This window comes from Alcaligenes sp. SORT26 (assembly GCF_017377875.1).
GTDB classification, from domain to species: Bacteria; Pseudomonadota; Gammaproteobacteria; order Burkholderiales; family Burkholderiaceae_B; genus Alcaligenes; species Alcaligenes parafaecalis.
Window position 1 is genome coordinate 2,800,635 of record NZ_CP070975.1, and the last position, 19,579, is coordinate 2,820,213.

Genomic DNA, 19,579 nt, shown 5'->3' on the forward strand with positions numbered 1-19,579 from the left:
AGATTATACAATAGGCTCTGAACCAATATGGAATTACGCTGCAACCATGTCGATACTGCACCGCGCTCACTTCACGATTTCTGCTGCTCAGATCGATCAGCTACCTCCTCCCGGACCTCCCGAGGTCTGTTTTGTGGGGCGCTCCAATGCGGGCAAATCCTCCGCCATCAATGTGTTGGCCAACCAACGGAAACTGGCTTTTTCCAGTAAAACGCCGGGACGAACACGCCTGATCAATATGTTCGGCATCCCCGACCCGCTCACACCGGGCGACTACCTGGGCCACCTGGTGGACTTGCCCGGATACGGCTATGCCGCCGTGGCCCGTCACGAAAAGCAGGACTGGGCCGAGATCCTGGGCGACTACCTGGCAACACGGCCTTCGATTGCCGGCATTGTGTTGTTAATCGATATACGCCGCGGCGTCACCGAGCTGGATATGCGTCTGGCCCAATGGATTGCGCCCACCGGAAAACCGGTACTGACGCTTTTGACCAAGGCGGACAAACTGCCGTATGGTCAACGCATCAAGGCCGTTGCCGAAGTGCGCCGCCAACTCAGAGAAATTGGCGCTTTGCACGCGCTGCCCTTCTCCTCCACCGATCGTATCGGCCTGACCGAAGCGACCGAATACATCGAAAACTGGATTTCTCCGAAGGTTGTTCCATGACTCGTTTTATTCCTCCTGCCGACTTTCCTAATACTCGCCTGCGCCGTAACCGCCGCGATGAGTTTTCCCGCCGTCTGGTGCGTGAAAACCGCCTGTCCACAGACGATCTGATCTACCCGGTCTTTGTCCGTGAAGGCGAGAAAGTTCAGGAACAAGTCGGCTCCATGCCAGGCGTCATGCGCTATTCGCCTGATGAACTGATGCGTGTGGGCGAACAATGTATGGAGCTGGGCATCCCCGTGCTGTCCCTGTTCCCTTCTATCGATCCGTCCCTGAAGACCCCGGATGGCAGCGAAGCCGCCAACCCGAACGGCCTGATCCCGCGTGTTGTAGGCATGCTCAAGCAGCAATTCCCCGAGCTGGGCGTGCTGACTGACGTGGCGCTGGACCCCTACACCAGCCACGGCCAGGACGGCATTCTGGACAATGACGGCCACATCCTGAACGAAGAAACCGTTGCCATGCTGATCCGTCAGGCCCAGACCCAAGCCCAAGCGGGCGTGGATATTGTGGCCCCCAGCGACATGATGGACGGCCGTATCGGCTCCATCCGCGCTGCTTTGGACAAGGATCAATTCATCCACACCCGCATCATGGCGTACTCGGCCAAGTACGCCAGCGCCTTCTACGGCCCCTTCCGCGACGCGGTAGGCTCGGCTGCCAATCTGGGCCGTTCCAACAAGAACACCTACCAGATGGACCCGGCCAACCGTAACGAAGCCCTGCGCGAAGTGGCTGCCGACATCCGTGAAGGCGCCGATATGGTCATGGTCAAACCTGGCCTGCCTTACCTGGACATCCTGCGCGACGTGAAAGACGCCTTTGGCATGCCGACCTACGCCTACCAAGTCAGTGGCGAGTACGCGATGATCAAAGCCGCTGCCCAGAACGGCTGGCTGGATCACGACAAGGTCATGATGGAGTCCCTCTTGGCGTTCAAACGCGCTGGCGGTGACGGCATTCTGACCTATTTCGCCATCGAAGCAGCCAAGCTGATGCGCGAACAGAACTCCTGATTCACATCAATCAGAACGCAAAAAACGCAGCCTGTGAGCTGCGTTTTTTGTTGCTTGTACACGACGATCTATCGCCTCTTAGACCCAGATAGAGGAAATTTCGACCCGATCAAGCCGGTCAGGCACCCGCCAACACCTCATCGAGCACCTTGGAGAAGCGGCTGGCGTCCTGAAAACCGATAACGCGCAGTTGCTCCAACTGTTTCCCCTTGGAATCAAAAAACATGATGCCGGGCGGGCCGAACAGGCGGAAATGTTTGAGCAGTTCACGATCCTCTGGCGTATTGGCGGTGACATCTACCTGCAGCAGTTCAAACTGCGCCATGCGTTGTGCAACCGAGGGATCGCTGAAGGTGAAGTTCTCCATCTCAATGCAGGACACGCACCAGTCCGCATAGAAATCCAGCATCACAGGACGAGTTGCTTTGGCCAAGCGCTCCTCGAGCTCCTGCAAACTGTTCACACGCTGGAATTCCACTTTGCTTTGTGCCGCCGCTACAGTGCCGGTGGATTTCAGGCCTTCCAAAGGACGAATCACGCTGGGGCGGCTCAATGCAATGCTGACCAGCATCATGATGGCCCAGACAGCCAGCAGGACGCCCACACCTTGTCGCAACCCCGACCAGGGCGTGCGCTCCGCCGTCCCGCGCCCAAAGGCCCCCAACAAAGCGGCAGCCCACAAAGCCAATACAACCCAGCCAAACACAGCGACGGTGCCGGACATCAAGGGCGACACCATCCACCAGGCAGTGGCCAGCAACAAAACACCAAACGCGGTTTTGACGCTTTCCATCCAGGCACCGGCCTTGGGCAACACCCGACCAGACCCCGCACCCACGACCAGCAGCAACACACCCGAGCCCCAGGCCAAGGCAAACAAGGCCGAGCCACCCAGAACCACATCACCCGTCTGCGAAATAAACAGCAGCACGCCCGCCAATGGGGCCGCCACGCAAGGGCCAACAATCAAGGCGGACAACATGCCCATCAGGAACACGCCGCCCAACTGACCGCCGGGCAAGCGATTCATTCGCTCGTTCAGGCGTGTCTGCAAACCGGCCGGAGCCTGCAAGGTAAAGACGTCCAGCATGGACAGGGCCAATGCCACCAGAATCAGCGCGAACAAGCCCAGCACCCAAGGGTTCTGCAACCAGCTCGCTAAACCTGCACCTAGCAACCCGGCAGCAACACCCAGCAAGGTGTAGACCAGCGACAGGCCCAGCACAAAAGCGAAGGCCATTTTCAGGCCGTGCCAGCGCGACGGTGCAGGCTGATTACGGCCTGCAATAATCGACAGCAGAATAGGCACCATAGGCAGGACGCAAGGCGTAAAGGACAGCAGCAAGCCGAACACAAAGCTCAGCAGCACGATCTGGCCCCAACCCGCCTGTTTCAGATAATCCGCCAAACCCACATCGCTCAGGCTCAGTGCAGAGGCCATGCCACCTGTGCCGGGTGTGGCAGAGGAACTGGACGTTGCTGTGTCAGTCTTCTGGGTGGCGCCTTCGCCCGGAGCAGGCACCGACAACACTCCAAAAGGTCCCGCCACTTCCCAGCCTTGCCCGGTAGGAATCAAGGTCAGGGTTTGGGTAGAGGGGGAATAACATAGGCCCGCATCCGCGCAGCCCTGGCTGACCACATCAATTTTCAGATCCTGGCCAATAGCGCTATCAGCCAAAACCGGGACGCGCAGAGTCACCGAATTTCGGTAAACCTCCATGACCTCGTCAAAGGTAGGGTCGTACACCTTTTCGCCATCGGGAAGCTGGGGGCTGCCCAAATGCTCCGCCTTCTCGGTCGAGATCTCGAAGCGCTTGCGATACATATAGTATTCAGGCGCGATCTGGAAATGGATATCCAGTTGATCTGGCTGACTCATGGCCGCAGTCAGGACAAAAGCCTGCTCCGGGTCCAAGAACTCTTCTTCTGCCTGGGCCGTCAAAGGGACCGCTGCCAGCCAGGCCAGCATCAAGACAAAGAGAACGGCAAACCAGGCGCCAGGACGCTGGGCGGGAAACAGGGAACGCTTCAAAGACAAGGACACAAATCTATTCCGGTTTTTTAGGCTGGGCCATCTGAATCAGGCAGGACGCGTCTGGGTCCGCACCCAATCAAGATAAGCGGTGAAACCACCAACAACAGGAAGAACAATCAGTTCAGGCAATTCGTACGGATGCTGCTCTCGCAAGCGATCTGCCAGTTCCGGTAGCCGGGCTACTGTGGTTTTGAAAGTCAGTGTGATTTCCTCATCGCCCTGTAACTCCCCTTGCCACATGTACATAGACAAACTGGCAGGCGCAAGGTTCGCACAAGCTGCAATTCCATCCTCAACCAAGTGATGAGCCAGGTATTTGGCCAGCATCATATCGGGCACAGTCGTCTGCACCAGCACCACATACTGGGCATCCAGATCGGGCACAGTCAGGTCCAGCTTGGGTTTGGAATGGGAGGGACTATCAGAGGACATGCAGGGCTCCTAATCAGAGCCCTTAGTGTAGCGCTTCAGGCTCCGGCTTAGAGGCCGGAGCGGGCTCGACTCAAGCCACTTAAGGTCTCGGACGGGCGCTCGCCATAGCTATGCCGATAATCGGCCGAAAACTGCCCCAAATGGGTAAAACCACAGGCCATGGCGACCTCGGTCACCGACATGCCACCTTCCTGCAAATGACGCCGAGCCGCCTCCAAACGCATCTGCTTCAAGCGCGCCATCGGTGCCACTCCCAGATGCTCCCGGAATCCGGCATACAGACTGCGTACGCTGACACCAGCGGCCTGGGCAATATCGCCAATCGTGATGGACTGACTGGCCTGGCTTTCCATGAAGTCCAAGGCGCGACGCAAAACATGCGGCACCGCAGCAGCGGTTTTGTGAGCAGGCTGATTGTGCTGATGCAGCTCGAACAAAGCATAAATCAAGGTTTGCTCGAACTGCTTCACCTGACGGGCCTGGTCAAACAAGGTCCCGTCCGACACCTCGGCAAACTGCCAATCCAGCAAACGGCGCAGGCTGGCCCCACCGGGCGCATCCAAAGGAATAGACGGCTGAAACTCCAAGGGCCCACGCACAGGCTGCGCAAAATAATCCTGATAATGACGCTCCAGCCCTTGGCGTCCAATACGCACAAACAGCTTATCGGCCTCCAGGCTGTGTTCCATGCTGAAAGCTTGAGTCGGGCTAATGATGGAAGCCAGGCGCGAGGTGGACGCAAAACGCCCATGCACCGTATGGATCTGCTCTTGACCCGACAAGGGGATTTGCAAGAGATAGAAATCGTCCAGAGGTTGAGGCTCAATTTGCACCTGCGCCCCATAACGCAATCGACCATAAGCGACATCCTGACCTTGGCGCAGATACAGACGTGCATTCAGGCGCTGACGCGTATCCGTCAACGTCAGGCTGTGTGGGCAGAAAACCTGGGAGATATAGTGCTGAACGCAGTCCACATCCTGCGAATGCAGCTGGGCATAGCGATTCAGTATGGTGGTCATGAGCGTCGCGACAAGCGATAAAAAAAGCTGTGCCCTAGTGTGACACAGCCTCTTGCACTGCAACATCGAGACAATCCCTAGGCCACCCCCTCACCAGGCATGCGCCAGGCCAGGAACGGCCATCTCGACGGTTTACTGGCCCTGAAAACGGCCAAAGCGTCCTTGCCAATACAGCAAAGGCGAATCCTGCTCCTGCTCGGCATGGTGTACTTGCAGCACCCGGCCCAATACCAGGGCATGGCTATGGCGCTCAATCACTTCCACAATCTGGCAGGCCAAAGCTGCGGGCGCTTGCCGTGCCAGCCAAATACCGTGCTCGGTCCGCAGCCAATCATGACCGGCATAGCGGGCATCGCCCTGTTCGCCTTTAAAACCGGCAAACTGCAACGCCAGGCCAGCCTGCTCAACGCCCAGAATATTCACGCCAAACAGACCGCTGTCGCGCATCAAAGGCCAGGATGACGAGCTTTGATTGACGCAGACCAGCACCTCCGCCGGGTCAGCCGCAACCGACGTCACCGAAGTCGCAGTCAAGCCGCTACGCTGGCCCTGATGGTCGACCGTAATGACATTGGCCGTACCGCCCAGATGGCGCATGGCCAGTTTGAATTGCTCGGCAGAAACCCCCGGCGCTTGTAACACTTGGTCTGTCGGCAAGGAAGCCAATTCCACAGGCATGATTCACCTTTTTTAATCTTATGGGCAACACCGCCATCACGACGGCGTTGCCTGCATGGCTTACGTGTACTGGCCATCCCCCCGTGGCAGAACCCAAGCCTGCCGGATAGCCCGCGTATCGCTATTAGCGAATGCCACGCTGCTGCAACAAAGGCAGCACAGTATCACGGAAATACGGGAATTCCTTTACATAGTCCACAAAGGACAAGGTTGTTCCACGGAAACCAGCGGCGTGCAGAGCACACAAACTATCGGCAACTTGCTCGGGTGTCCCCACCAACGGGAAGCCACCATGACCAGCTGCCATGCGTTCACGAATCTGCTCCAGCAACTCGTGCGGGAAGGAATGAGCATGGGCAAACTGCAAGTTCATCAGATTGTCCACGGCGCCATTGTCGATATTGCCCATGATGCGCTCCCACTCCGCCTTGGCTTCAGCTTCCGTAGGACGGCAAACCACGTGCGAGAAGGTCATGACATCAACCTTGCGGCCCTGTGCATCCCCTTGTGCCTTCAGTTCAGCTACTTCCTTCTTCGAGCGCTCCAACTCCATGGCCGGGGTGAACAGGAAGTTGGCATTGCGGCTGGCAAACTCGCGGCCTTGACCGGAACCAGCGGCGTTAAAGATAGGTGGGTCAAACTCTGGACGAGGGTTGCCGTACACGCCTTTGGCCTGGAAGTACTTTCCATCCCAATCGAAACGGCCATCGTGATGCCAGATTTTCTTGATCAGGTCGAACCACTCTTGCGCGTAGCCGTAGCGAGTTTCGTGATCATCAGGCAGCTTCACACCCAGAGCATCGTACTCAGGCTTGTTCCAGCCAGCCACGATATTCAAGCCCACACGGTTGCCGCTCATCTGCGCCATAGTGGCGATTTGCTTGGCCACCACAACAGGATGGTTGGCAACAGTATGCACCGTGGCAAAAACGCTGATATTGCGTGTATTGGCCAGCAAGGCGGTCGCCCAGGTCACGGTCTCCAATACATAACCGTGGAAATCGGTTTCGCCACCGTAACCAATCCAGCGAGCGATGGGCAGCATGAAGTCCATACCGGCATCATCCAGCAGCTTGCCCAGCTTCAGATTGTTTTCCCACGTGGCTTGCCAGCGATCAGGCAAAGTGGATACCGTCATGCCACCACCACAGTTAGTGGCAAAGGTGCCCAGCAAAAACTTATCGTGTGTGAGCAATGTATTCTGTGCCATCGCCAGTCTCCTGAAAATCGTCGTTCTTTACAGCTCGCCACCATGACGAAGCTGATATAGCGCAGATTTTATGGAGCGGCCCAAAGGCCCACTATCAGATCCCTGCCGGTTTTATCAATTGCCTGCAATTATTTGAACCATAAAGTGATGCAAACTGCGGAACCTGGTGAAAACCCTTATATAACAATGCATTGCCGATACTTCTCAAGCGGCTTTTAACACTCATAAGTTCCTGCTTTGCTCCCCCATCCTAAAGCTGGAGCAACTCCAAGAAAGAGCCTTACCTTGAGGCTACAAATAATTAGCACATAAAAAAACGGACTCCTGAGAGTCCGTTTTCAATACTACTTTAGAAACAAGCGGCGCTTATTCAGCAGCGGCTTCTTCCTGAACTTCTGGACGATCCACCAGTTCCATGAATGCCATAGGAGCGTTGTCGCCCTGACGGAAACCCATTTTCAGAACACGGGTGTAGCCACCGTTACGCTCTTGGTAACGTGGGCCAATCACTTCAAACAACTTGGTAACGGCATCGCGGTCGCGCAGACGGGCGAAAGCCAGGCGGCGGTTAGCCAAAGTTGGGTTCTTAGCCAAAGTGATCAGGGGCTCAACCACGCGACGCAGCTCTTTAGCTTTAGGCAGTGTGGTTTTGATGGCTTCGTGAGTCAGCAGGGACACGGACATGTTGCGGAACATGGCCAAACGGTGGCTGCTGGTACGATTCAGTTTACGTAGACCGTGACGGTGACGCATGATGATTTTCCTAAATAATGAATCTAATTGGCACGCCGCTTATGCGACATGCGTAAATCCGGTTCTTCTATCAGCTAAGCTGCGGACCAGATGGACAGCGCAAAACAATAACACGTTTTTAGCCACCACTGACACTTTTTGCAGGTGTACAACACCCAAAAAAGTGCCAGCAGTGTCTAAGAAACTACCGTCTTGATGACGACTTATGGACGCTCAAGGCCCAGAGGTGGCCAGTTTTCGAGCTTCATGCCCAAAGTCAGACCACGTGCAGCCAGGACTTCCTTGATTTCGTTCAAGGACTTGCGACCCAGGTTTGGAGTCTTCAACAGCTCGTTTTCGGTACGCTGGATCAGATCGCCGATGTAGTAAATATTTTCGGCTTTCAGGCAGTTTGCGGAACGAACCGTCAATTCCAGATCGTCGACAGGACGCAGCAGCACTGGATCGATCTGTGGAGCGCCACGTACTGGAGCTTCGTAGGCATCGCCCACACCTTCCAGAGCAGCAAACACCGAGATTTGATCCATCAGGATGCGAGCGGACTGACGCACTGCTTCCTCGGGCGAGATCACGCCGTTGGTTTCAATGTCCAGAACCAGCTTGTCCAGGTCAGTACGCTGTTCCACACGGGCGTTTTCGACCGCGTAGCTAACACGACGCACTGGGCTGTAAGAAGCGTCCAGCACAATACGGCCGATCGTGTGAGTGCGATCATCAGCCAAGGCACGGACGTTACCAGGCACGTAACCACGGCCTTGCTCAACCTTGATCTGCATTTCCAGCTTGCCGTCGTCGGTCAAGGTGGCAATCACATGATTGGGGTTGATGATTTCAACGTCGTGCGGCAGTTCGATGTCGCTAGCCAGAACCTGGCCGGCGCCTTCTTTGCGCAGGATCAGGGTGACTTCTTCACGGCTGTGCAGCTTGAACACCACGCCCTTCAGGTTCATCAAGATATCAACCACGTCCTCGCCCACGCCTGGCAGCGTGGAGTACTCGTGCACCACACCGGTGATTTGCACTTCAGTTGGTGCATAGCCGGTCATGGAGGACAGCAAGATACGACGCAGTGCGTTACCCAGAGTGTGGCCGTAGCCGCGCTCGAAAGGCTCCATGATCACTTTGGCGTGATTTTTGCTGATCGGTTCAACTTCGATGGAACGGGGTTTCAAAAAACCTTGAGACATTCGATTTCCTTTTCAATACCCTCGGCTCGTTACACCGATAAGGCTGACGGAAACTGGCCTAAGCCAGCAGAAAGTATCGCAAAGCCCACTTGCCGAAAAACGGGAAGTGGGCTTGCTTTACTGCATTGTGTAAGCAGTCTTCGCGTAAAAGATTAACGCGAGTACAACTCAACAACCAGCGATTCGTTGACGTCTTGAGCGACATCAGCGCGGTCTGGAGCTTGTTTGAACACGCCGGACAGCTTGGCAGCGTCAACTTCCACCCACTGAGGCAAGCCAATGCCAGTAGCCAGATCCAGGGATTCCTTGATACGGCCTTGGGATTTAGCTTTTTCGCGGACGGCAACAACGTCACCAGCCTTGATCAGCATGGAAGCGATGTCAGCGGTGTGACCGTTGACTTCGATGGCGCGGTGGTTAACCAACTGACGAGCTTCGGCACGTGTAGAGCCAAAACCCATGCGGTATACCACGTTGTCCAGACGCGATTCCAGCAATTGAATCAGCGTTTCACCGGTGTTGCCACGGCGGCGGTCAGCTTCAACATAGTATTTGCGGAATTGCTTTTCCAGCACGCCGTACATACGCTTGAGCTTTTGCTTTTCGCGAAGCTGCAGACCGAAGTCAGACGTACGAGCACCAGAGGTGCGGCCGTGCTGACCAGGACGCGATTCCAGTTTGCACTTGGAATCCAGCGAGCGACGGGCGCTCTTCAAAAACAGATCAGTACCCTCGCGGCGCGAGAGTTTGCACTTTGGTCCAATATAACGAGCCACTTTGCTTCCCCTTAGATGCGACGACGCTTGGGTGGACGGCAACCGTTATGCGGAACCGGTGTGATGTCTGCAATGCTGGTAATTTTGATACCCAGAGCATTCAGAGCACGCACAGACGATTCACGGCCGGGGCCGGGACCCTTGATGCGAACTTCAAGATTTTTAATACCGTATTCCATGGCAGTACGGCCGGCTGTTTCAGCGGCAACCTGCGCGGCAAACGGCGTGGATTTACGAGAGCCTTTAAAGCCCGCGCCACCCGACGTTGCCCAGGACAATGCGTTGCCCTGACGGTCAGTAATGGTGATGATCGTGTTGTTAAAAGAAGCGTGGACGTGAGCAATCCCGTCCGACACGCTTTTTTTGACTTTCTTGCGTGCGCGTGAAGCGCTGCTAGAAGCTTTGGCCATCTTCTATTCCTCGATTATTTCTTCAGGGACGCGGCGGCGCGACGCGGACCTTTACGGGTGCGAGCGTTAGTGCGTGTACGTTGGCCGCGCACTGGCAGACCGCGACGGTGACGCATGCCACGGTAAGTTCCCAAGTCAGCCAAACGCTTGATCGAGAGCTGAACTTCACGACGCAGGTCACCTTCTACGGTGAACAGGCCAATCTGTTCGCGAATGCGCTCGAGTTCCGCGTCGGTCAGATCTTTGACCTTCTTGGAGTATTCAATGCCCGACGCAACGCAAATCTTGCGAGCGCGGGTGCGACCGATGCCGAAAATCGCGGTAAGACCGATTTCGGCGTGTTGATGCGGCGGGATGTTAATGCCGGCAATACGGGCCATGGTTATTCCTTGTTAAATCGGTTGCGTTTCGGCAACTTAGCCTTGACGCTGCTTGTGGCGTGGATCGGTGCAGATGACTCGCACCACGCCATGACGTTTAATGATTTTGCAGTTGCGGCAGATCCGCTTTACTGATGCCATTACCTTCATGGTTTGACTCCTAGTTTCCTGTAACCGGGCCGCTTATTTGGAGCGGAACACAATTCGTGCTCGGGATAGATCATAGGGCGTGAGCTCCACAGTGACCTTGTCGCCCGGCAGAATCCGGATATAGTGCATACGCATTTTGCCTGAAATGTATCCAAGCACTACGTGACCATTTTCCAGCTTGACGCGAAAAGTTGCGTTGGGAAGGTTCTCAAGAACCTGTCCCTGCATTTGAATAACGTCGTCCTTTGCCATTTTCGTGAATTACCGCATCGGCAAGCTCGAGCCTTTGAAGTTAGCCTTCTTGAGCAGCGAGTCGTATTGTTGTGACATGACATAGGCCTGGGCCTGCGCCATGAAGTCCATGGTTACTACAACAATAATCAGCAAGGATGTGCCGCCGAAATAAAACGGTACATTCCAGCGCATTTGCAAGAACTCTGGTACCAGACATACCAAGGTGATGTAGATAGCACCGGCCAACGTCAAACGCATCAAAATCTTGTCGATATAACGCGCTGTCTGATCACCGGGACGAATCCCTGGTACGAAAGCTCCACTCTTTTTCAGGTTGTCTGCAGTTTCGCGGCTGTTAAACACCAGGGCCGTGTAGAAAAAGCAGAACAAAATGATCAGCGCGGAGAACAAAGTAATGTAAAGCGGCTGACGCGGCGACAAAGCAGCCTCGATTTCACGCAGCCAACCCAGACCGGGCGTGCTGGAAAACCAATTAGCAATCGTCGCTGGCAACAGAATGATGGACGAGGCGAAGATCGGAGGGATCACACCAGCCATATTCAGTTTCAGCGGCAAATGCGAGCTTTGACCACCATAGATACGGTTACCTACTTGCCGTTTGGCGTAGTTGACCGTGATACGACGCTGACCACGCTCGACAAAGACGACGAAGTACGTGACGGCGGCTACTAAAACGAGGATAAACAGTGCCGATAGAATCGACATGGAATCCGTACGCACCAGATCAAGCATGCCGCCCAAAGCATTAGGCAGACCCGCTACGATACCGGCAAAGATCAAGATGGAAATACCATTACCCAATCCGCGTTCAGTGATCTGTTCACCCAGCCACATGACGAACATGGTGCCAGTGACCAGTGTTACCACTGTCGTGAAGCGAAACAACATCCCTGGGTCGATAACCAGACCGGGCTGTGATTCTAGAGCGATGGAAATCCCAACTCCCTGGAACAAGGCCAAAAAGACTGTTCCGTAACGGGTGTACTGCGTGATCTTGCGACGACCTGACTCACCCTCTTTCTTGATTGCTTCCAGCGTAGGCACCACAGCGGTCATCAATTGCATGATGATGGACGCCGAGATGTAGGGCATGATTCCCAGTGCGAACACTGAGAATCGCTCTAAAGCACCACCGGAGAACATATTAAACAAACCCAGAATACCACTCTGGTTTTGAGTAAACAGTTCGGACAAGGCATCAGGATTGATGCCTGGTACCGGAATGTGCGTACCCAAGCGGTAGACAATCAGGGCGAGCAACAGGAAAACGAGACGACGTTTCAAATCGCCGTAGCGCGGACCCGACTTACTCTGTGCCTGAGCTTTTGCCACCGTGACCCCTTGTTATTCCAGCGAGCCGCCGGCTGCTTCGATCACGGCGCGAGCGCCGGCCGTTGCATTAATGCCTTTCAGCGCAACTTTACGGGAAAGTTCACCGGACTTGATGACTTTAGCGTAACGCACCATTTGGCCAACCACGCCAGCCTGCTTCAGTGCCTGGACGTCGATAACTTCGGCATCCATTTTTTGCAGTTCGGACAGACGTACTTCTGCGTACAGGTGGTCGTCCAGGGTGGTGAAACCACGCTTGGGCAAACGACGTTGCAAAGGCATTTGACCGCCTTCGAAACCGACTTTATGAAAACCACCCGAGCGGGATTTTTGGCCTTTATGACCACGTCCGCCGGTTTTGCCCAAGCCGGAACCGACACCGCGACCAACACGACGTGCTGCGTGTTTGGCGCCAGCGGCGGGCTTGAGATTGTTTAATTGCAATTCAGACATCCCGATTCCTTTCAGGCTTCCGAGACCGTAACCAGATAATCCACCTTGCGGATCATCCCACGAACCTCAGGAGTATCAACCAATACACGGCTGGTGTTGACTCGGCGCAGACCCAGGCCGCGAACGGTGTCGCGATGGCTTTGCTTTGTACCGATGACCGAACGCACCAACGTAACTTTGATTTGTTTCTGTGCCATGACTTACCCCAGAATTTCTTCAACTGTCTTGCCGCGCTTGGCAGCAATGTCAGCAGGTGTCGAGCAAGCACGCAAACCGTTCAATGTAGCGCGAACCATGTTGTATGGGTTGCTGGAACCCAGGCTCTTGGCTACGACGTTGCGAACGCCCATCACTTCGAAGATAGCGCGCATTGGGCCGCCGGCGATAACGCCAGTACCTTCAGCTGCGGGAGAGATCAGAACGGTGGCTGCACCGTGCTTACCAACTACGGTGTGATGCAGAGTGCCGTTTTTCAGAGGCACTTTGATCAGACCGCGACGGGCCTGTTCCATTGCCTTTTGAACAGCAACGGGTACTTCGCGGGCTTTGCCCTTACCCATGCCGATGCGACCATCGCCATCACCGACTACGGCCAGCGAAGCAAAGCTCATGGTGCGACCACCTTTAACGACTTTGCTGACGCGGTTGACCGCAATCATCTTTTCTTTCAGGCCGTCATCGCGCTCTTGCTCTGGAGCCTGTCTGCCTTGTGCTTTAGCCATTTGATAATTCCTTTAGAATTTCAAGCCGGCTTCACGCGCGGCCTCGGCCAGCGCTTTCACGCGGCCATGGTAACGGAAGCCCGAGCGGTCAAAAGCAACCGTCTCGATGCCCGCAGCCTTCGCCTTTTCGGCGACGCGCTTGCCAACCAGGCTGGCTGCCGCTACGTTGCTGCCAACGGCCAATTCTTTGCGAACTTCGGTCTCGACAGTGGAAGCACTGACCAGAACGCGGTCGCCTTCGGGCGAGATGATGCTCGCGTAAATATGCGTATTCGTGCGATGCACCGACAGGCGGTGTACGCGCAGCTCGGCGATCTTGCGGCGAGTAGCCACTGCACGACGCATACGGGATTGTTTCTTGTCCATGATTCGTCCTTGCCTGCGGGCTTATTTCTTCTTGGTTTCCTTGAGGATGACGCGTTCGCCGACGTAACGTACACCCTTGCCTTTGTAAGGCTCTGGTGGACGATAGCCACGAATTTCTGCGGCAACCTGACCAACCACCTGCTTGTTCGAGCCCTTGATCACGATTTCAGTCGGAGTAGGACACTCGGCTTTGATGCCTTCAGGCAGGTCGTGCACGATGTCGTGCGAGAAACCAAGTTGCAACTTCAAGGCATTACCCTGGACGGAGGCACGGAAGCCCACGCCAACCAGACTCAGCTTGCGTTCGAAACCGGCGCTGACACCAACAACCATGTTGTTGACCAGTTGGCGCACGGTGCCGGACATTGCGTTTGCGTGACGGGTTTCGTTCGCAACTGCAAAAGACAGCTGACCGTCTTGAAGTTCAATGGTGACGTCGCCAGTCAGAGCTTGAACCAAAGTGCCCAGAGGGCCTTTGACCGTGATCTGATCAGCGGCAATAGTCGTTTCTACGCCCTTAGGCAGGGAAACGGGATACTTAGCGATACGTGACATATGATGTTCTCCTTATGCCACGTAGCACAGCACTTCGCCACCGACGCCAGCTGCACGAGCTTTGCGATCGGTCATCACGCCGCGAGACGTGGACACGATAGCAACACCCAAGCCGTTCATGACTTGAGGGATGTTTGTGCTGCCTTTGTAGATGCGCAGTCCAGGACGCGAAACGCGGTCGATGCGCTCGATGACTGGCTGGCCGGCATAGTATTTCAGGGTGACTTCCAGCTCTGGCTTGGCTTTTTCGCCAACGATGCGGAAATCTTCGATGTAGCCTTCGTCTTTCAGCACAGCAGCAATAGCTGCTTTCAGCTTCGAGGAGGGCATGCTGACCGATGTCTTGTTGACCATTTGCGCGTTACGCACGCGGGTCAACATATCGGCGATTGGATCGCTCATGCTCATGTGTATTTCTCCTACCAGCTGGCCTTGGTCATACCGGGGATCTCGCCGCGCATTGCCATTTCGCGCACTTTATGGCGAGTCAAACCGAATTTCTTGAAAACACCACGGGGGCGACCGGTGATAACGCAACGGTTGCGTTGACGGGTCGGGTTCGAGTTGCGTGGCAATTGCTGCAACTGCAAACGAGCCTCGTAGCGTTCTTCGTCAGACTTGGACTGGTCGTCAATGGTCGCTTTCAGTTCGGCACGTTTAGCGGCGAATTTCTCAGCCAGCTTGACGCGCTTGATGTCGCGATTGATGAGGGAAAGTTTAGCCACGTTGCGCCCCTTAGTTGCGGAACGGGAAGCTGAACGCGCTAAGCAGCGCCTTGGCCTCTTCGTCCGTCTTGGCAGAAGTAGTGATGCTGATGTTCAGACCACGCACTGCGTCGATTTTGTCGTACTCGATTTCGGGGAAAATGATTTGCTCTTTAACCCCCATGTTGTAGTTGCCACGACCGTCAAACGCACGACCCGACACACCACGGAAGTCACGTACGCGAGGCAGAGCCACAGCGACCAGACGATCCAGGAATTCGTACATGCGTTGACCGCGCAGGGTCACCATACAACCAATCGGGTAATCTTCGCGAATCTTGAAACCGGCAATAGCTTTGCGGGTTTTCGTGATAACGGGCTTCTGACCAGCAATTTTGGTCATGTCCGATACCGCGTTCTCGATGATCTTCTTGTCAGCAACGGCTTCCGAGACACCCATGTTCAGGGTGATCTTGGTGATGCGCGGTACTTCCATGATGCTCTTGTACTCGAACTGCTTTTGCAGATCGGCAACCACTTTTTCGCGGTAGAACTCTTGTAAACGTGTCATGTTATCCGCCCCTTATGCCTTGGCGCCAACGGCTTTGCCGCTGGAACGATAAATACGCGTCTTCTGACCGTCGATCACCTGGATACCAACGCGGTCGCCCTTGCCGGTTTCTGGGTTGAACAGAGCAACGTTCGAGATATGGATAGGCATGGTCTTGTCGACGATCCCACCTTGCGTGCCAGCCATAGGATTGGCTTTAACGTGTTTTTTGACGACATTGATGCCTTCCACGATAACGTGGTCTGCATCGACGCGTTGCAGTACGGTGCCACGGCGTTTTTTATCACGGCCGGTCAGCACAATAACTTCGTCGCCTTTACGAATTTTTTGCATTTTTCGCGCTCCTTACAGCACTTCGGGAGCCAGGGACACGATCTTCATGAACTTCTCGGTACGCAGTTCACGCGTCACGGGTCCGAAGATGCGGGTGCCGATAGGCTCCAGCTTGGCATTGAGCAATACGGCGGCATTGCCACCGAAACGAATCAGCGAACCGTCTTTACGGCGCACGCCCTTAGCGGTACGAACCACTACAGCGTTGTAGATTTCGCCTTTTTTGACGCGTCCGCGCGGGGCCGCTTCTTTAACGGTAACTTTGATAACGTCACCAATTGCGGCATAACGGCGCTTCGAGCCGCCCAGCACTTTGATGCACATTACAGAACGCGCACCTGTGTTGTCGGCCACGTCCAGCGTGGTCTGCATTTGAATCATGATTTTTCCTGTTCCAACTTAATTGCAACGATCCAGCCAAAATGACTGGGTCACACAACCAGTTTTGGTCCCGTCAGATTCGGATCCAGCCAGTTCGATACCGTAAACCCGATCTCGATCTGGTCCGGCAAGCCGAACCCTAGGTTGAAATCTTGCGAGAGACAAAACGTTGTATTACCAACTTCAATCCGGATAGGCGACTAAGCCTCTCCGGTCAAAATAAAGAGGTAAGCCACATATACTAGCAAATAAGGCCCGACAAAACAAGGATTTATTTCCTAAGGCCTTGGCACGACGGCGTTTTCACGCAACAACTCATCCAACTGGGCACTATTGCTGGCTCGCGTTACTCGACGCAAACCAATGCCCAGTTCCTGCAAACTTTGCAAGAATGCCATCAGTAAATGTCGCCCACCCACCTCGGCCTGCAGAGTCTGGGCACGCTCATCGTCCAGGACAATGTACTTCAGTGCCATCATGTGCAACCACAGGATAGACTCGGGCTGTTCAAGCACCCGGCGCAGACCGAATTGCACACCCAAGGGGCGCAATTTATCCACAAAAGCGACCGTTTCCACATCATGCTCGCTCAGGCAGTAGGCATCCAGCTCAATAATCAGACGCTGCGCCGTATCCCCTGCCGCAGCCAACACCTGAGCCACCTGATCCGCAAATCCGGGCTTGATCACCGATGCCCAGGACACTCGAACGCTTAAACTGCCTTCGTTTTTAGCCAGCCAATCACCTGCCAGCTCCATCGTACGCAAATCGCATTGCCCGGACAGACCCAAACGAACCGCAACGGGGATAAACAAATAAGCAGGCAAACTGGCCTGGCCCGACTGCTCGGGCAGCAAATTCAAGGTAGCGTCGTGAATCTTGCCAGCCTGGCCCCACACTTCGACGCCCGGCTTCACATTCAGTTCAATCCGTCCCTGCTCCAGGCCCCGCTCAATACGCGAGTGCCATTCCTGCTCGCCAATAGAGGAACCCGCCTCGCTATGGGCACCTTCAGAAGGACGGTACTCCACTTCCTGGTGCCCTGCCCCTTCGGCACGCATCAAGGCATTATCCAAGCGCGTCATCACAGCGCTGAGCGAATCCTGGCCCTCGTAGTTTGTCATCGCCATAGACCATCGGCACAGGCTGCCATCGGGCAGGGGCTGACGCAACTCCTGCAAGGCGGTACGCAATTCCTGAGCAAAGCCCATCACCTGAGGACCCGTCTGACCTTTAAGCAGCACGATAAAGTCGGAGCCATTCAAACGAGCCAGATTGCCCGCATCCATGCCATTTTTCTTCAAAAGCTCTGTACAACGCTGGGTCACCAGGTTCAGCCAGGCATCTACCGCGTCGCGCGACAAGGAGGTATTTAAAGGCAGCAAGTCCCGCTGACGGAACAGCAATACATGGCCACCCTCCTCTTGCTGCAATACCTGACGGAACAAGTTCACGAAGTACTTGCGGTTGGCCAGGCCCGTCACCGGGTCGCAGTTCAGCTCCAACTGCAATTGCTCGATTCGGGCATTTTGCTCCTGGCTACTGACACGGATACGGTTTTGCACCGTACTCAAGGTATGTGTCACGGCCTCCAACTCGGGAATCGTGCGCACTTTCTTGCGGCTGGGCACAGATTCGCTTTGGTCCATCTGTTGCAGCTCGAACTGTACGTGCTCACGCAAGGCACGGCGCAACCAGGCCATCACCATCAATACAAATACGCCCCAGGCAATCCCGGCACCCAGAACCAGCAAAGTGACACGTACAAAACTTTTCCACAGACTGGCGCGAGCGTACTCGTCGGCAGGCTTGACCTCGATCGTGCCAATCTGATTCCAGCCATTACTGACATGCGCAGACGCCAAAGGCACATCAATTGGCAAGGAGTTGGCGAACCACGCAGGAGAGGAGCCACTGACCTGGGTTTCCTGCTGAGCGCTGCGCTCTACCAGGACGGTATCGGAAGTGTCGTAAAAACGTATGCGTTCAAACTGACCGGTATCGTACAAAGCTGCGATCAGCAGCTCTTGCGTAATCGGGTCCTGGTTGCTGGGCTGAGACAAGGTCAAGGCCAGCGAGGTCGCCGCCGACTCGCCCTGAGCCTGCAATTGGCTACTTAAGTACTGCCTTGCCGAATCCACGCTAAACCACAGCGTGCCAATCAAAATAGCAAGAATCGCGCACGAGACACTTAGCAAGAGCTGTTTAAGTAAAGACATAGCGCTTCCGTATATTCCATAAATTCTGGTCTAGCCCACCCTGAGGGGTGTCTGGGATTTGTTCCTGATCTGTCATCACACACAAAGACTGTGTTCATCATCAAGGCACAAAACCTTCCTTACGCATTTTTTCCAGCAAACCGCGCCAGCGGCTAATACTGTCTACCGAACCTTTTTGGGCATTACCCACATACACCCCTTGTGAGTTAAAGCTGAACACAGGGGTCAGATCAGGACGTTGGCTGGCGGGGCGAATTGAACCGCTTAAATTATCGAGCAACAAAGGCTCGGACTGCGGCGTGGGATAGTAGCCCAGCACCATGTGCGCAATACTTTGGCCACCGACCTGCGCACGTACATAGATCAATCGCAGTTTTTCATTAGGCACACCCAGGTGCAACAAGGAAAAATACTTGCCGATGACAAAATCTTCACAGTCACCCGCTGCTTTGCCCAGAGTTTCTATGGGCGTTGCCCAGTAATCCAACTGGCCCCAGATATGAATGTCCTCGCCCGCCATCACATTCATATTCCAGAAATCATTAACGGCATCTAGCTGGCGACGCTCGCTTAAACCACGAGCGGATTCCAGATTGGCCATCCACCGATCCACGGCAGTCCCGGCACGGGCGCCAAAACGGGAAACAGCGGTCTGACGAATCTTGCTTGCCTCGAACTGCAAGGCAGGCGCCGACAAGGGCAGCCACACCAATACCAGCAGTGCGACCAGCACAAACAGCGCAACCCTAGATCGAAGAAAAAGGCGTAGCCAGGCAAAAGACAAGAGCACGTCAATCCCAAATAAGCAAACCCTTATAACGGCGTTATAGCTTGCCTATTTAGTGAACGCTTGGCAATCGACAAAGCGCCTAATCCCTCTATATATAGAGCAGGCTGTTAAACGGCCCTGAACTATCCCTGAAAAGAGAGGCCACCACGTGGCAACCCGCAGAACAGCGCACTTACCGG

General features: G+C 55.0%; 27 protein-coding genes. 2 read left to right on the top strand and 25 right to left on the bottom strand.

Annotated features, from left to right (window positions below):
• Positions 1 to 46 precede the first annotated feature (46 nt).
• On the top strand, positions 47 to 670 hold the full coding sequence (gene yihA, locus JYG33_RS12810) for a ribosome biogenesis GTP-binding protein YihA/YsxC (RefSeq protein ID WP_207872596.1): 624 nt from the start codon (positions 47 to 49) through the stop codon (positions 668 to 670).
• Positions 667 to 1,686: a porphobilinogen synthase gene (hemB, locus tag JYG33_RS12815; RefSeq protein WP_207872597.1), complete on the top strand. Its 1,020-nt coding sequence runs from the start codon at positions 667 to 669 to the stop codon at positions 1,684 to 1,686. The genes yihA and hemB overlap by 4 nt, the downstream gene beginning before the upstream one ends.
• 118 nt (positions 1,687 to 1,804) lie before the next feature.
• Here hemB and dsbD read toward each other — a convergent pair whose 3' ends face one another.
• From dsbD to JYG33_RS12940, 25 genes are all read right to left on the bottom strand, one after another.
• Positions 1,805 to 3,730: a protein-disulfide reductase DsbD gene (dsbD, locus tag JYG33_RS12820; protein WP_207872598.1), complete on the bottom strand. Its 1,926-nt coding sequence runs from the start codon at positions 3,728 to 3,730 to the stop codon at positions 1,805 to 1,807.
• A 36-nt stretch (positions 3,731 to 3,766) separates the two neighbouring features.
• A complete protein-coding gene (cutA, locus tag JYG33_RS12825; protein ID WP_207872599.1) occupies positions 3,767 to 4,153 on the bottom strand; it encodes a divalent-cation tolerance protein CutA in 387 nt (128 codons plus the stop codon).
• A 47-nt stretch (positions 4,154 to 4,200) separates the two neighbouring features.
• Complete coding sequence (locus tag JYG33_RS12830; protein WP_207872600.1) at positions 4,201 to 5,175, bottom strand: AraC family transcriptional regulator; 975 nt, start codon at positions 5,173 to 5,175, stop codon at positions 4,201 to 4,203.
• 132 nt (positions 5,176 to 5,307) lie between these two features.
• Positions 5,308 to 5,853 (bottom strand): flavin reductase family protein, encoded by a 546-nt coding sequence (locus tag JYG33_RS12835; RefSeq protein ID WP_207872601.1) that lies wholly within the window; start codon positions 5,851 to 5,853, stop codon positions 5,308 to 5,310.
• A gap of 124 nt (positions 5,854 to 5,977) precedes the next feature.
• Positions 5,978 to 7,063 (bottom strand): LLM class flavin-dependent oxidoreductase, encoded by a 1,086-nt coding sequence (locus tag JYG33_RS12840; protein WP_207872602.1) that lies wholly within the window; start codon positions 7,061 to 7,063, stop codon positions 5,978 to 5,980.
• Positions 7,064 to 7,429: 366 nt separating this feature from the next.
• Positions 7,430 to 7,816: a 50S ribosomal protein L17 gene (gene rplQ / locus JYG33_RS12845; protein WP_207872603.1), complete on the bottom strand. Its 387-nt coding sequence runs from the start codon at positions 7,814 to 7,816 to the stop codon at positions 7,430 to 7,432.
• A 203-nt stretch (positions 7,817 to 8,019) separates the two neighbouring features.
• Positions 8,020 to 9,003: a DNA-directed RNA polymerase subunit alpha gene (rpoA, locus tag JYG33_RS12850; protein WP_003805337.1), complete on the bottom strand. Its 984-nt coding sequence runs from the start codon at positions 9,001 to 9,003 to the stop codon at positions 8,020 to 8,022.
• A gap of 152 nt (positions 9,004 to 9,155) precedes the next feature.
• Complete coding sequence (rpsD, locus tag JYG33_RS12855; protein ID WP_207872604.1) at positions 9,156 to 9,779, bottom strand: 30S ribosomal protein S4; 624 nt, start codon at positions 9,777 to 9,779, stop codon at positions 9,156 to 9,158.
• 11 nt (positions 9,780 to 9,790) lie between these two features.
• Entirely contained in the window at positions 9,791 to 10,189 is a 399-nt protein-coding gene (rpsK, locus tag JYG33_RS12860) for a 30S ribosomal protein S11 (RefSeq protein ID WP_003805343.1), read from the bottom strand.
• A gap of 14 nt (positions 10,190 to 10,203) precedes the next feature.
• The gene (rpsM, locus tag JYG33_RS12865; RefSeq protein ID WP_189392888.1) at positions 10,204 to 10,569 is read right to left on the bottom strand and encodes a 30S ribosomal protein S13; all 366 of its coding nucleotides are present in this window, start codon (positions 10,567 to 10,569) and stop codon (positions 10,204 to 10,206) included.
• Positions 10,570 to 10,605: 36 nt separating this feature from the next.
• Positions 10,606 to 10,719: a 50S ribosomal protein L36 gene (rpmJ, locus tag JYG33_RS12870; RefSeq protein WP_003805360.1), complete on the bottom strand. Its 114-nt coding sequence runs from the start codon at positions 10,717 to 10,719 to the stop codon at positions 10,606 to 10,608.
• Positions 10,720 to 10,752: 33 nt separating this feature from the next.
• On the bottom strand, positions 10,753 to 10,971 hold the full coding sequence (infA, locus tag JYG33_RS12875) for a translation initiation factor IF-1 (RefSeq protein WP_003805361.1): 219 nt from the start codon (positions 10,969 to 10,971) through the stop codon (positions 10,753 to 10,755).
• A gap of 9 nt (positions 10,972 to 10,980) precedes the next feature.
• The gene (secY, locus tag JYG33_RS12880) at positions 10,981 to 12,306 is read right to left on the bottom strand and encodes a preprotein translocase subunit SecY (RefSeq protein WP_003805363.1); all 1,326 of its coding nucleotides are present in this window, start codon (positions 12,304 to 12,306) and stop codon (positions 10,981 to 10,983) included.
• 12 nt (positions 12,307 to 12,318) lie between these two features.
• A complete protein-coding gene (gene rplO, locus JYG33_RS12885; RefSeq protein WP_094198139.1) occupies positions 12,319 to 12,759 on the bottom strand; it encodes a 50S ribosomal protein L15 in 441 nt (146 codons plus the stop codon).
• A gap of 11 nt (positions 12,760 to 12,770) precedes the next feature.
• Complete coding sequence (gene rpmD, locus JYG33_RS12890; protein ID WP_003805366.1) at positions 12,771 to 12,956, bottom strand: 50S ribosomal protein L30; 186 nt, start codon at positions 12,954 to 12,956, stop codon at positions 12,771 to 12,773.
• A 3-nt stretch (positions 12,957 to 12,959) separates the two neighbouring features.
• A complete protein-coding gene (rpsE, locus tag JYG33_RS12895) occupies positions 12,960 to 13,481 on the bottom strand; it encodes a 30S ribosomal protein S5 (protein WP_003805367.1) in 522 nt (173 codons plus the stop codon).
• 12 nt (positions 13,482 to 13,493) lie between these two features.
• Entirely contained in the window at positions 13,494 to 13,847 is a 354-nt protein-coding gene (gene rplR, locus JYG33_RS12900) for a 50S ribosomal protein L18 (RefSeq protein WP_009459977.1), read from the bottom strand.
• A gap of 21 nt (positions 13,848 to 13,868) precedes the next feature.
• Positions 13,869 to 14,402 (bottom strand): 50S ribosomal protein L6, encoded by a 534-nt coding sequence (rplF, locus tag JYG33_RS12905; RefSeq protein ID WP_207872605.1) that lies wholly within the window; start codon positions 14,400 to 14,402, stop codon positions 13,869 to 13,871.
• Between the two features lie 12 nt (positions 14,403 to 14,414).
• Positions 14,415 to 14,810, bottom strand: a complete 396-nt coding sequence (gene rpsH / locus JYG33_RS12910; RefSeq protein ID WP_026484822.1) for a 30S ribosomal protein S8 — start codon at positions 14,808 to 14,810, stop codon at positions 14,415 to 14,417.
• Between the two features lie 11 nt (positions 14,811 to 14,821).
• On the bottom strand, positions 14,822 to 15,127 hold the full coding sequence (gene rpsN, locus JYG33_RS12915; RefSeq protein ID WP_207872606.1) for a 30S ribosomal protein S14: 306 nt from the start codon (positions 15,125 to 15,127) through the stop codon (positions 14,822 to 14,824).
• A 10-nt stretch (positions 15,128 to 15,137) separates the two neighbouring features.
• On the bottom strand, positions 15,138 to 15,677 hold the full coding sequence (rplE, locus tag JYG33_RS12920) for a 50S ribosomal protein L5 (RefSeq protein ID WP_042489408.1): 540 nt from the start codon (positions 15,675 to 15,677) through the stop codon (positions 15,138 to 15,140).
• A 12-nt stretch (positions 15,678 to 15,689) separates the two neighbouring features.
• A complete protein-coding gene (gene rplX / locus JYG33_RS12925) occupies positions 15,690 to 16,010 on the bottom strand; it encodes a 50S ribosomal protein L24 (protein WP_153231432.1) in 321 nt (106 codons plus the stop codon).
• A gap of 12 nt (positions 16,011 to 16,022) precedes the next feature.
• On the bottom strand, positions 16,023 to 16,391 hold the full coding sequence (gene rplN / locus JYG33_RS12930) for a 50S ribosomal protein L14 (RefSeq protein WP_153231433.1): 369 nt from the start codon (positions 16,389 to 16,391) through the stop codon (positions 16,023 to 16,025).
• 278 nt (positions 16,392 to 16,669) lie between these two features.
• Complete coding sequence (locus tag JYG33_RS12935; protein WP_207872607.1) at positions 16,670 to 18,610, bottom strand: LapD/MoxY N-terminal periplasmic domain-containing protein; 1,941 nt, start codon at positions 18,608 to 18,610, stop codon at positions 16,670 to 16,672.
• A gap of 100 nt (positions 18,611 to 18,710) precedes the next feature.
• Positions 18,711 to 19,343, bottom strand: a complete 633-nt coding sequence (locus tag JYG33_RS12940; protein WP_207872608.1) for a transglutaminase-like cysteine peptidase — start codon at positions 19,341 to 19,343, stop codon at positions 18,711 to 18,713.
• Positions 19,344 to 19,579 lie beyond the last annotated feature (236 nt).

Coding starts and splice junctions, on each gene's coding strand:
- yihA (WP_207872596.1), top strand. CDS start 47: ATGTCGATACTGCACCGCGCTCACTTCACGATTTCTGCTGCTCAGATC.
- hemB (WP_207872597.1), top strand. CDS start 667: ATGACTCGTTTTATTCCTCCTGCCGACTTTCCTAATACTCGCCTGCGC.
- cutA (WP_207872599.1), bottom strand. CDS start 4,153: ATGTCCTCTGATAGTCCCTCCCATTCCAAACCCAAGCTGGACCTGACT.
- JYG33_RS12830 (WP_207872600.1), bottom strand. CDS start 5,175: ATGACCACCATACTGAATCGCTATGCCCAGCTGCATTCGCAGGATGTG.
- JYG33_RS12835 (WP_207872601.1), bottom strand. CDS start 5,853: ATGCCTGTGGAATTGGCTTCCTTGCCGACAGACCAAGTGTTACAAGCG.
- JYG33_RS12840 (WP_207872602.1), bottom strand. CDS start 7,063: ATGGCACAGAATACATTGCTCACACACGATAAGTTTTTGCTGGGCACC.
- rplQ (WP_207872603.1), bottom strand. CDS start 7,816: ATGCGTCACCGTCACGGTCTACGTAAACTGAATCGTACCAGCAGCCAC.
- rpoA (WP_003805337.1), bottom strand. CDS start 9,003: ATGTCTCAAGGTTTTTTGAAACCCCGTTCCATCGAAGTTGAACCGATC.
- rpsK (WP_003805343.1), bottom strand. CDS start 10,189: ATGGCCAAAGCTTCTAGCAGCGCTTCACGCGCACGCAAGAAAGTCAAA.
- rpsM (WP_189392888.1), bottom strand. CDS start 10,569: ATGGCCCGTATTGCCGGCATTAACATCCCGCCGCATCAACACGCCGAA.
- rpmJ (WP_003805360.1), bottom strand. CDS start 10,719: ATGAAGGTAATGGCATCAGTAAAGCGGATCTGCCGCAACTGCAAAATC.
- infA (WP_003805361.1), bottom strand. CDS start 10,971: ATGGCAAAGGACGACGTTATTCAAATGCAGGGACAGGTTCTTGAGAAC.
- rplO (WP_094198139.1), bottom strand. CDS start 12,759: ATGTCTGAATTGCAATTAAACAATCTCAAGCCCGCCGCTGGCGCCAAA.
- rpmD (WP_003805366.1), bottom strand. CDS start 12,956: ATGGCACAGAAACAAATCAAAGTTACGTTGGTGCGTTCGGTCATCGGT.
- rpsE (WP_003805367.1), bottom strand. CDS start 13,481: ATGGCTAAAGCACAAGGCAGACAGGCTCCAGAGCAAGAGCGCGATGAC.
- rplR (WP_009459977.1), bottom strand. CDS start 13,847: ATGGACAAGAAACAATCCCGTATGCGTCGTGCAGTGGCTACTCGCCGC.
- rplF (WP_207872605.1), bottom strand. CDS start 14,402: ATGTCACGTATCGCTAAGTATCCCGTTTCCCTGCCTAAGGGCGTAGAA.
- rpsH (WP_026484822.1), bottom strand. CDS start 14,810: ATGAGCATGAGCGATCCAATCGCCGATATGTTGACCCGCGTGCGTAAC.
- rplE (WP_042489408.1), bottom strand. CDS start 15,677: ATGACACGTTTACAAGAGTTCTACCGCGAAAAAGTGGTTGCCGATCTG.
- rplX (WP_153231432.1), bottom strand. CDS start 16,010: ATGCAAAAAATTCGTAAAGGCGACGAAGTTATTGTGCTGACCGGCCGT.
- rplN (WP_153231433.1), bottom strand. CDS start 16,391: ATGATTCAAATGCAGACCACGCTGGACGTGGCCGACAACACAGGTGCG.
- JYG33_RS12935 (WP_207872607.1), bottom strand. CDS start 18,610: ATGTCTTTACTTAAACAGCTCTTGCTAAGTGTCTCGTGCGCGATTCTT.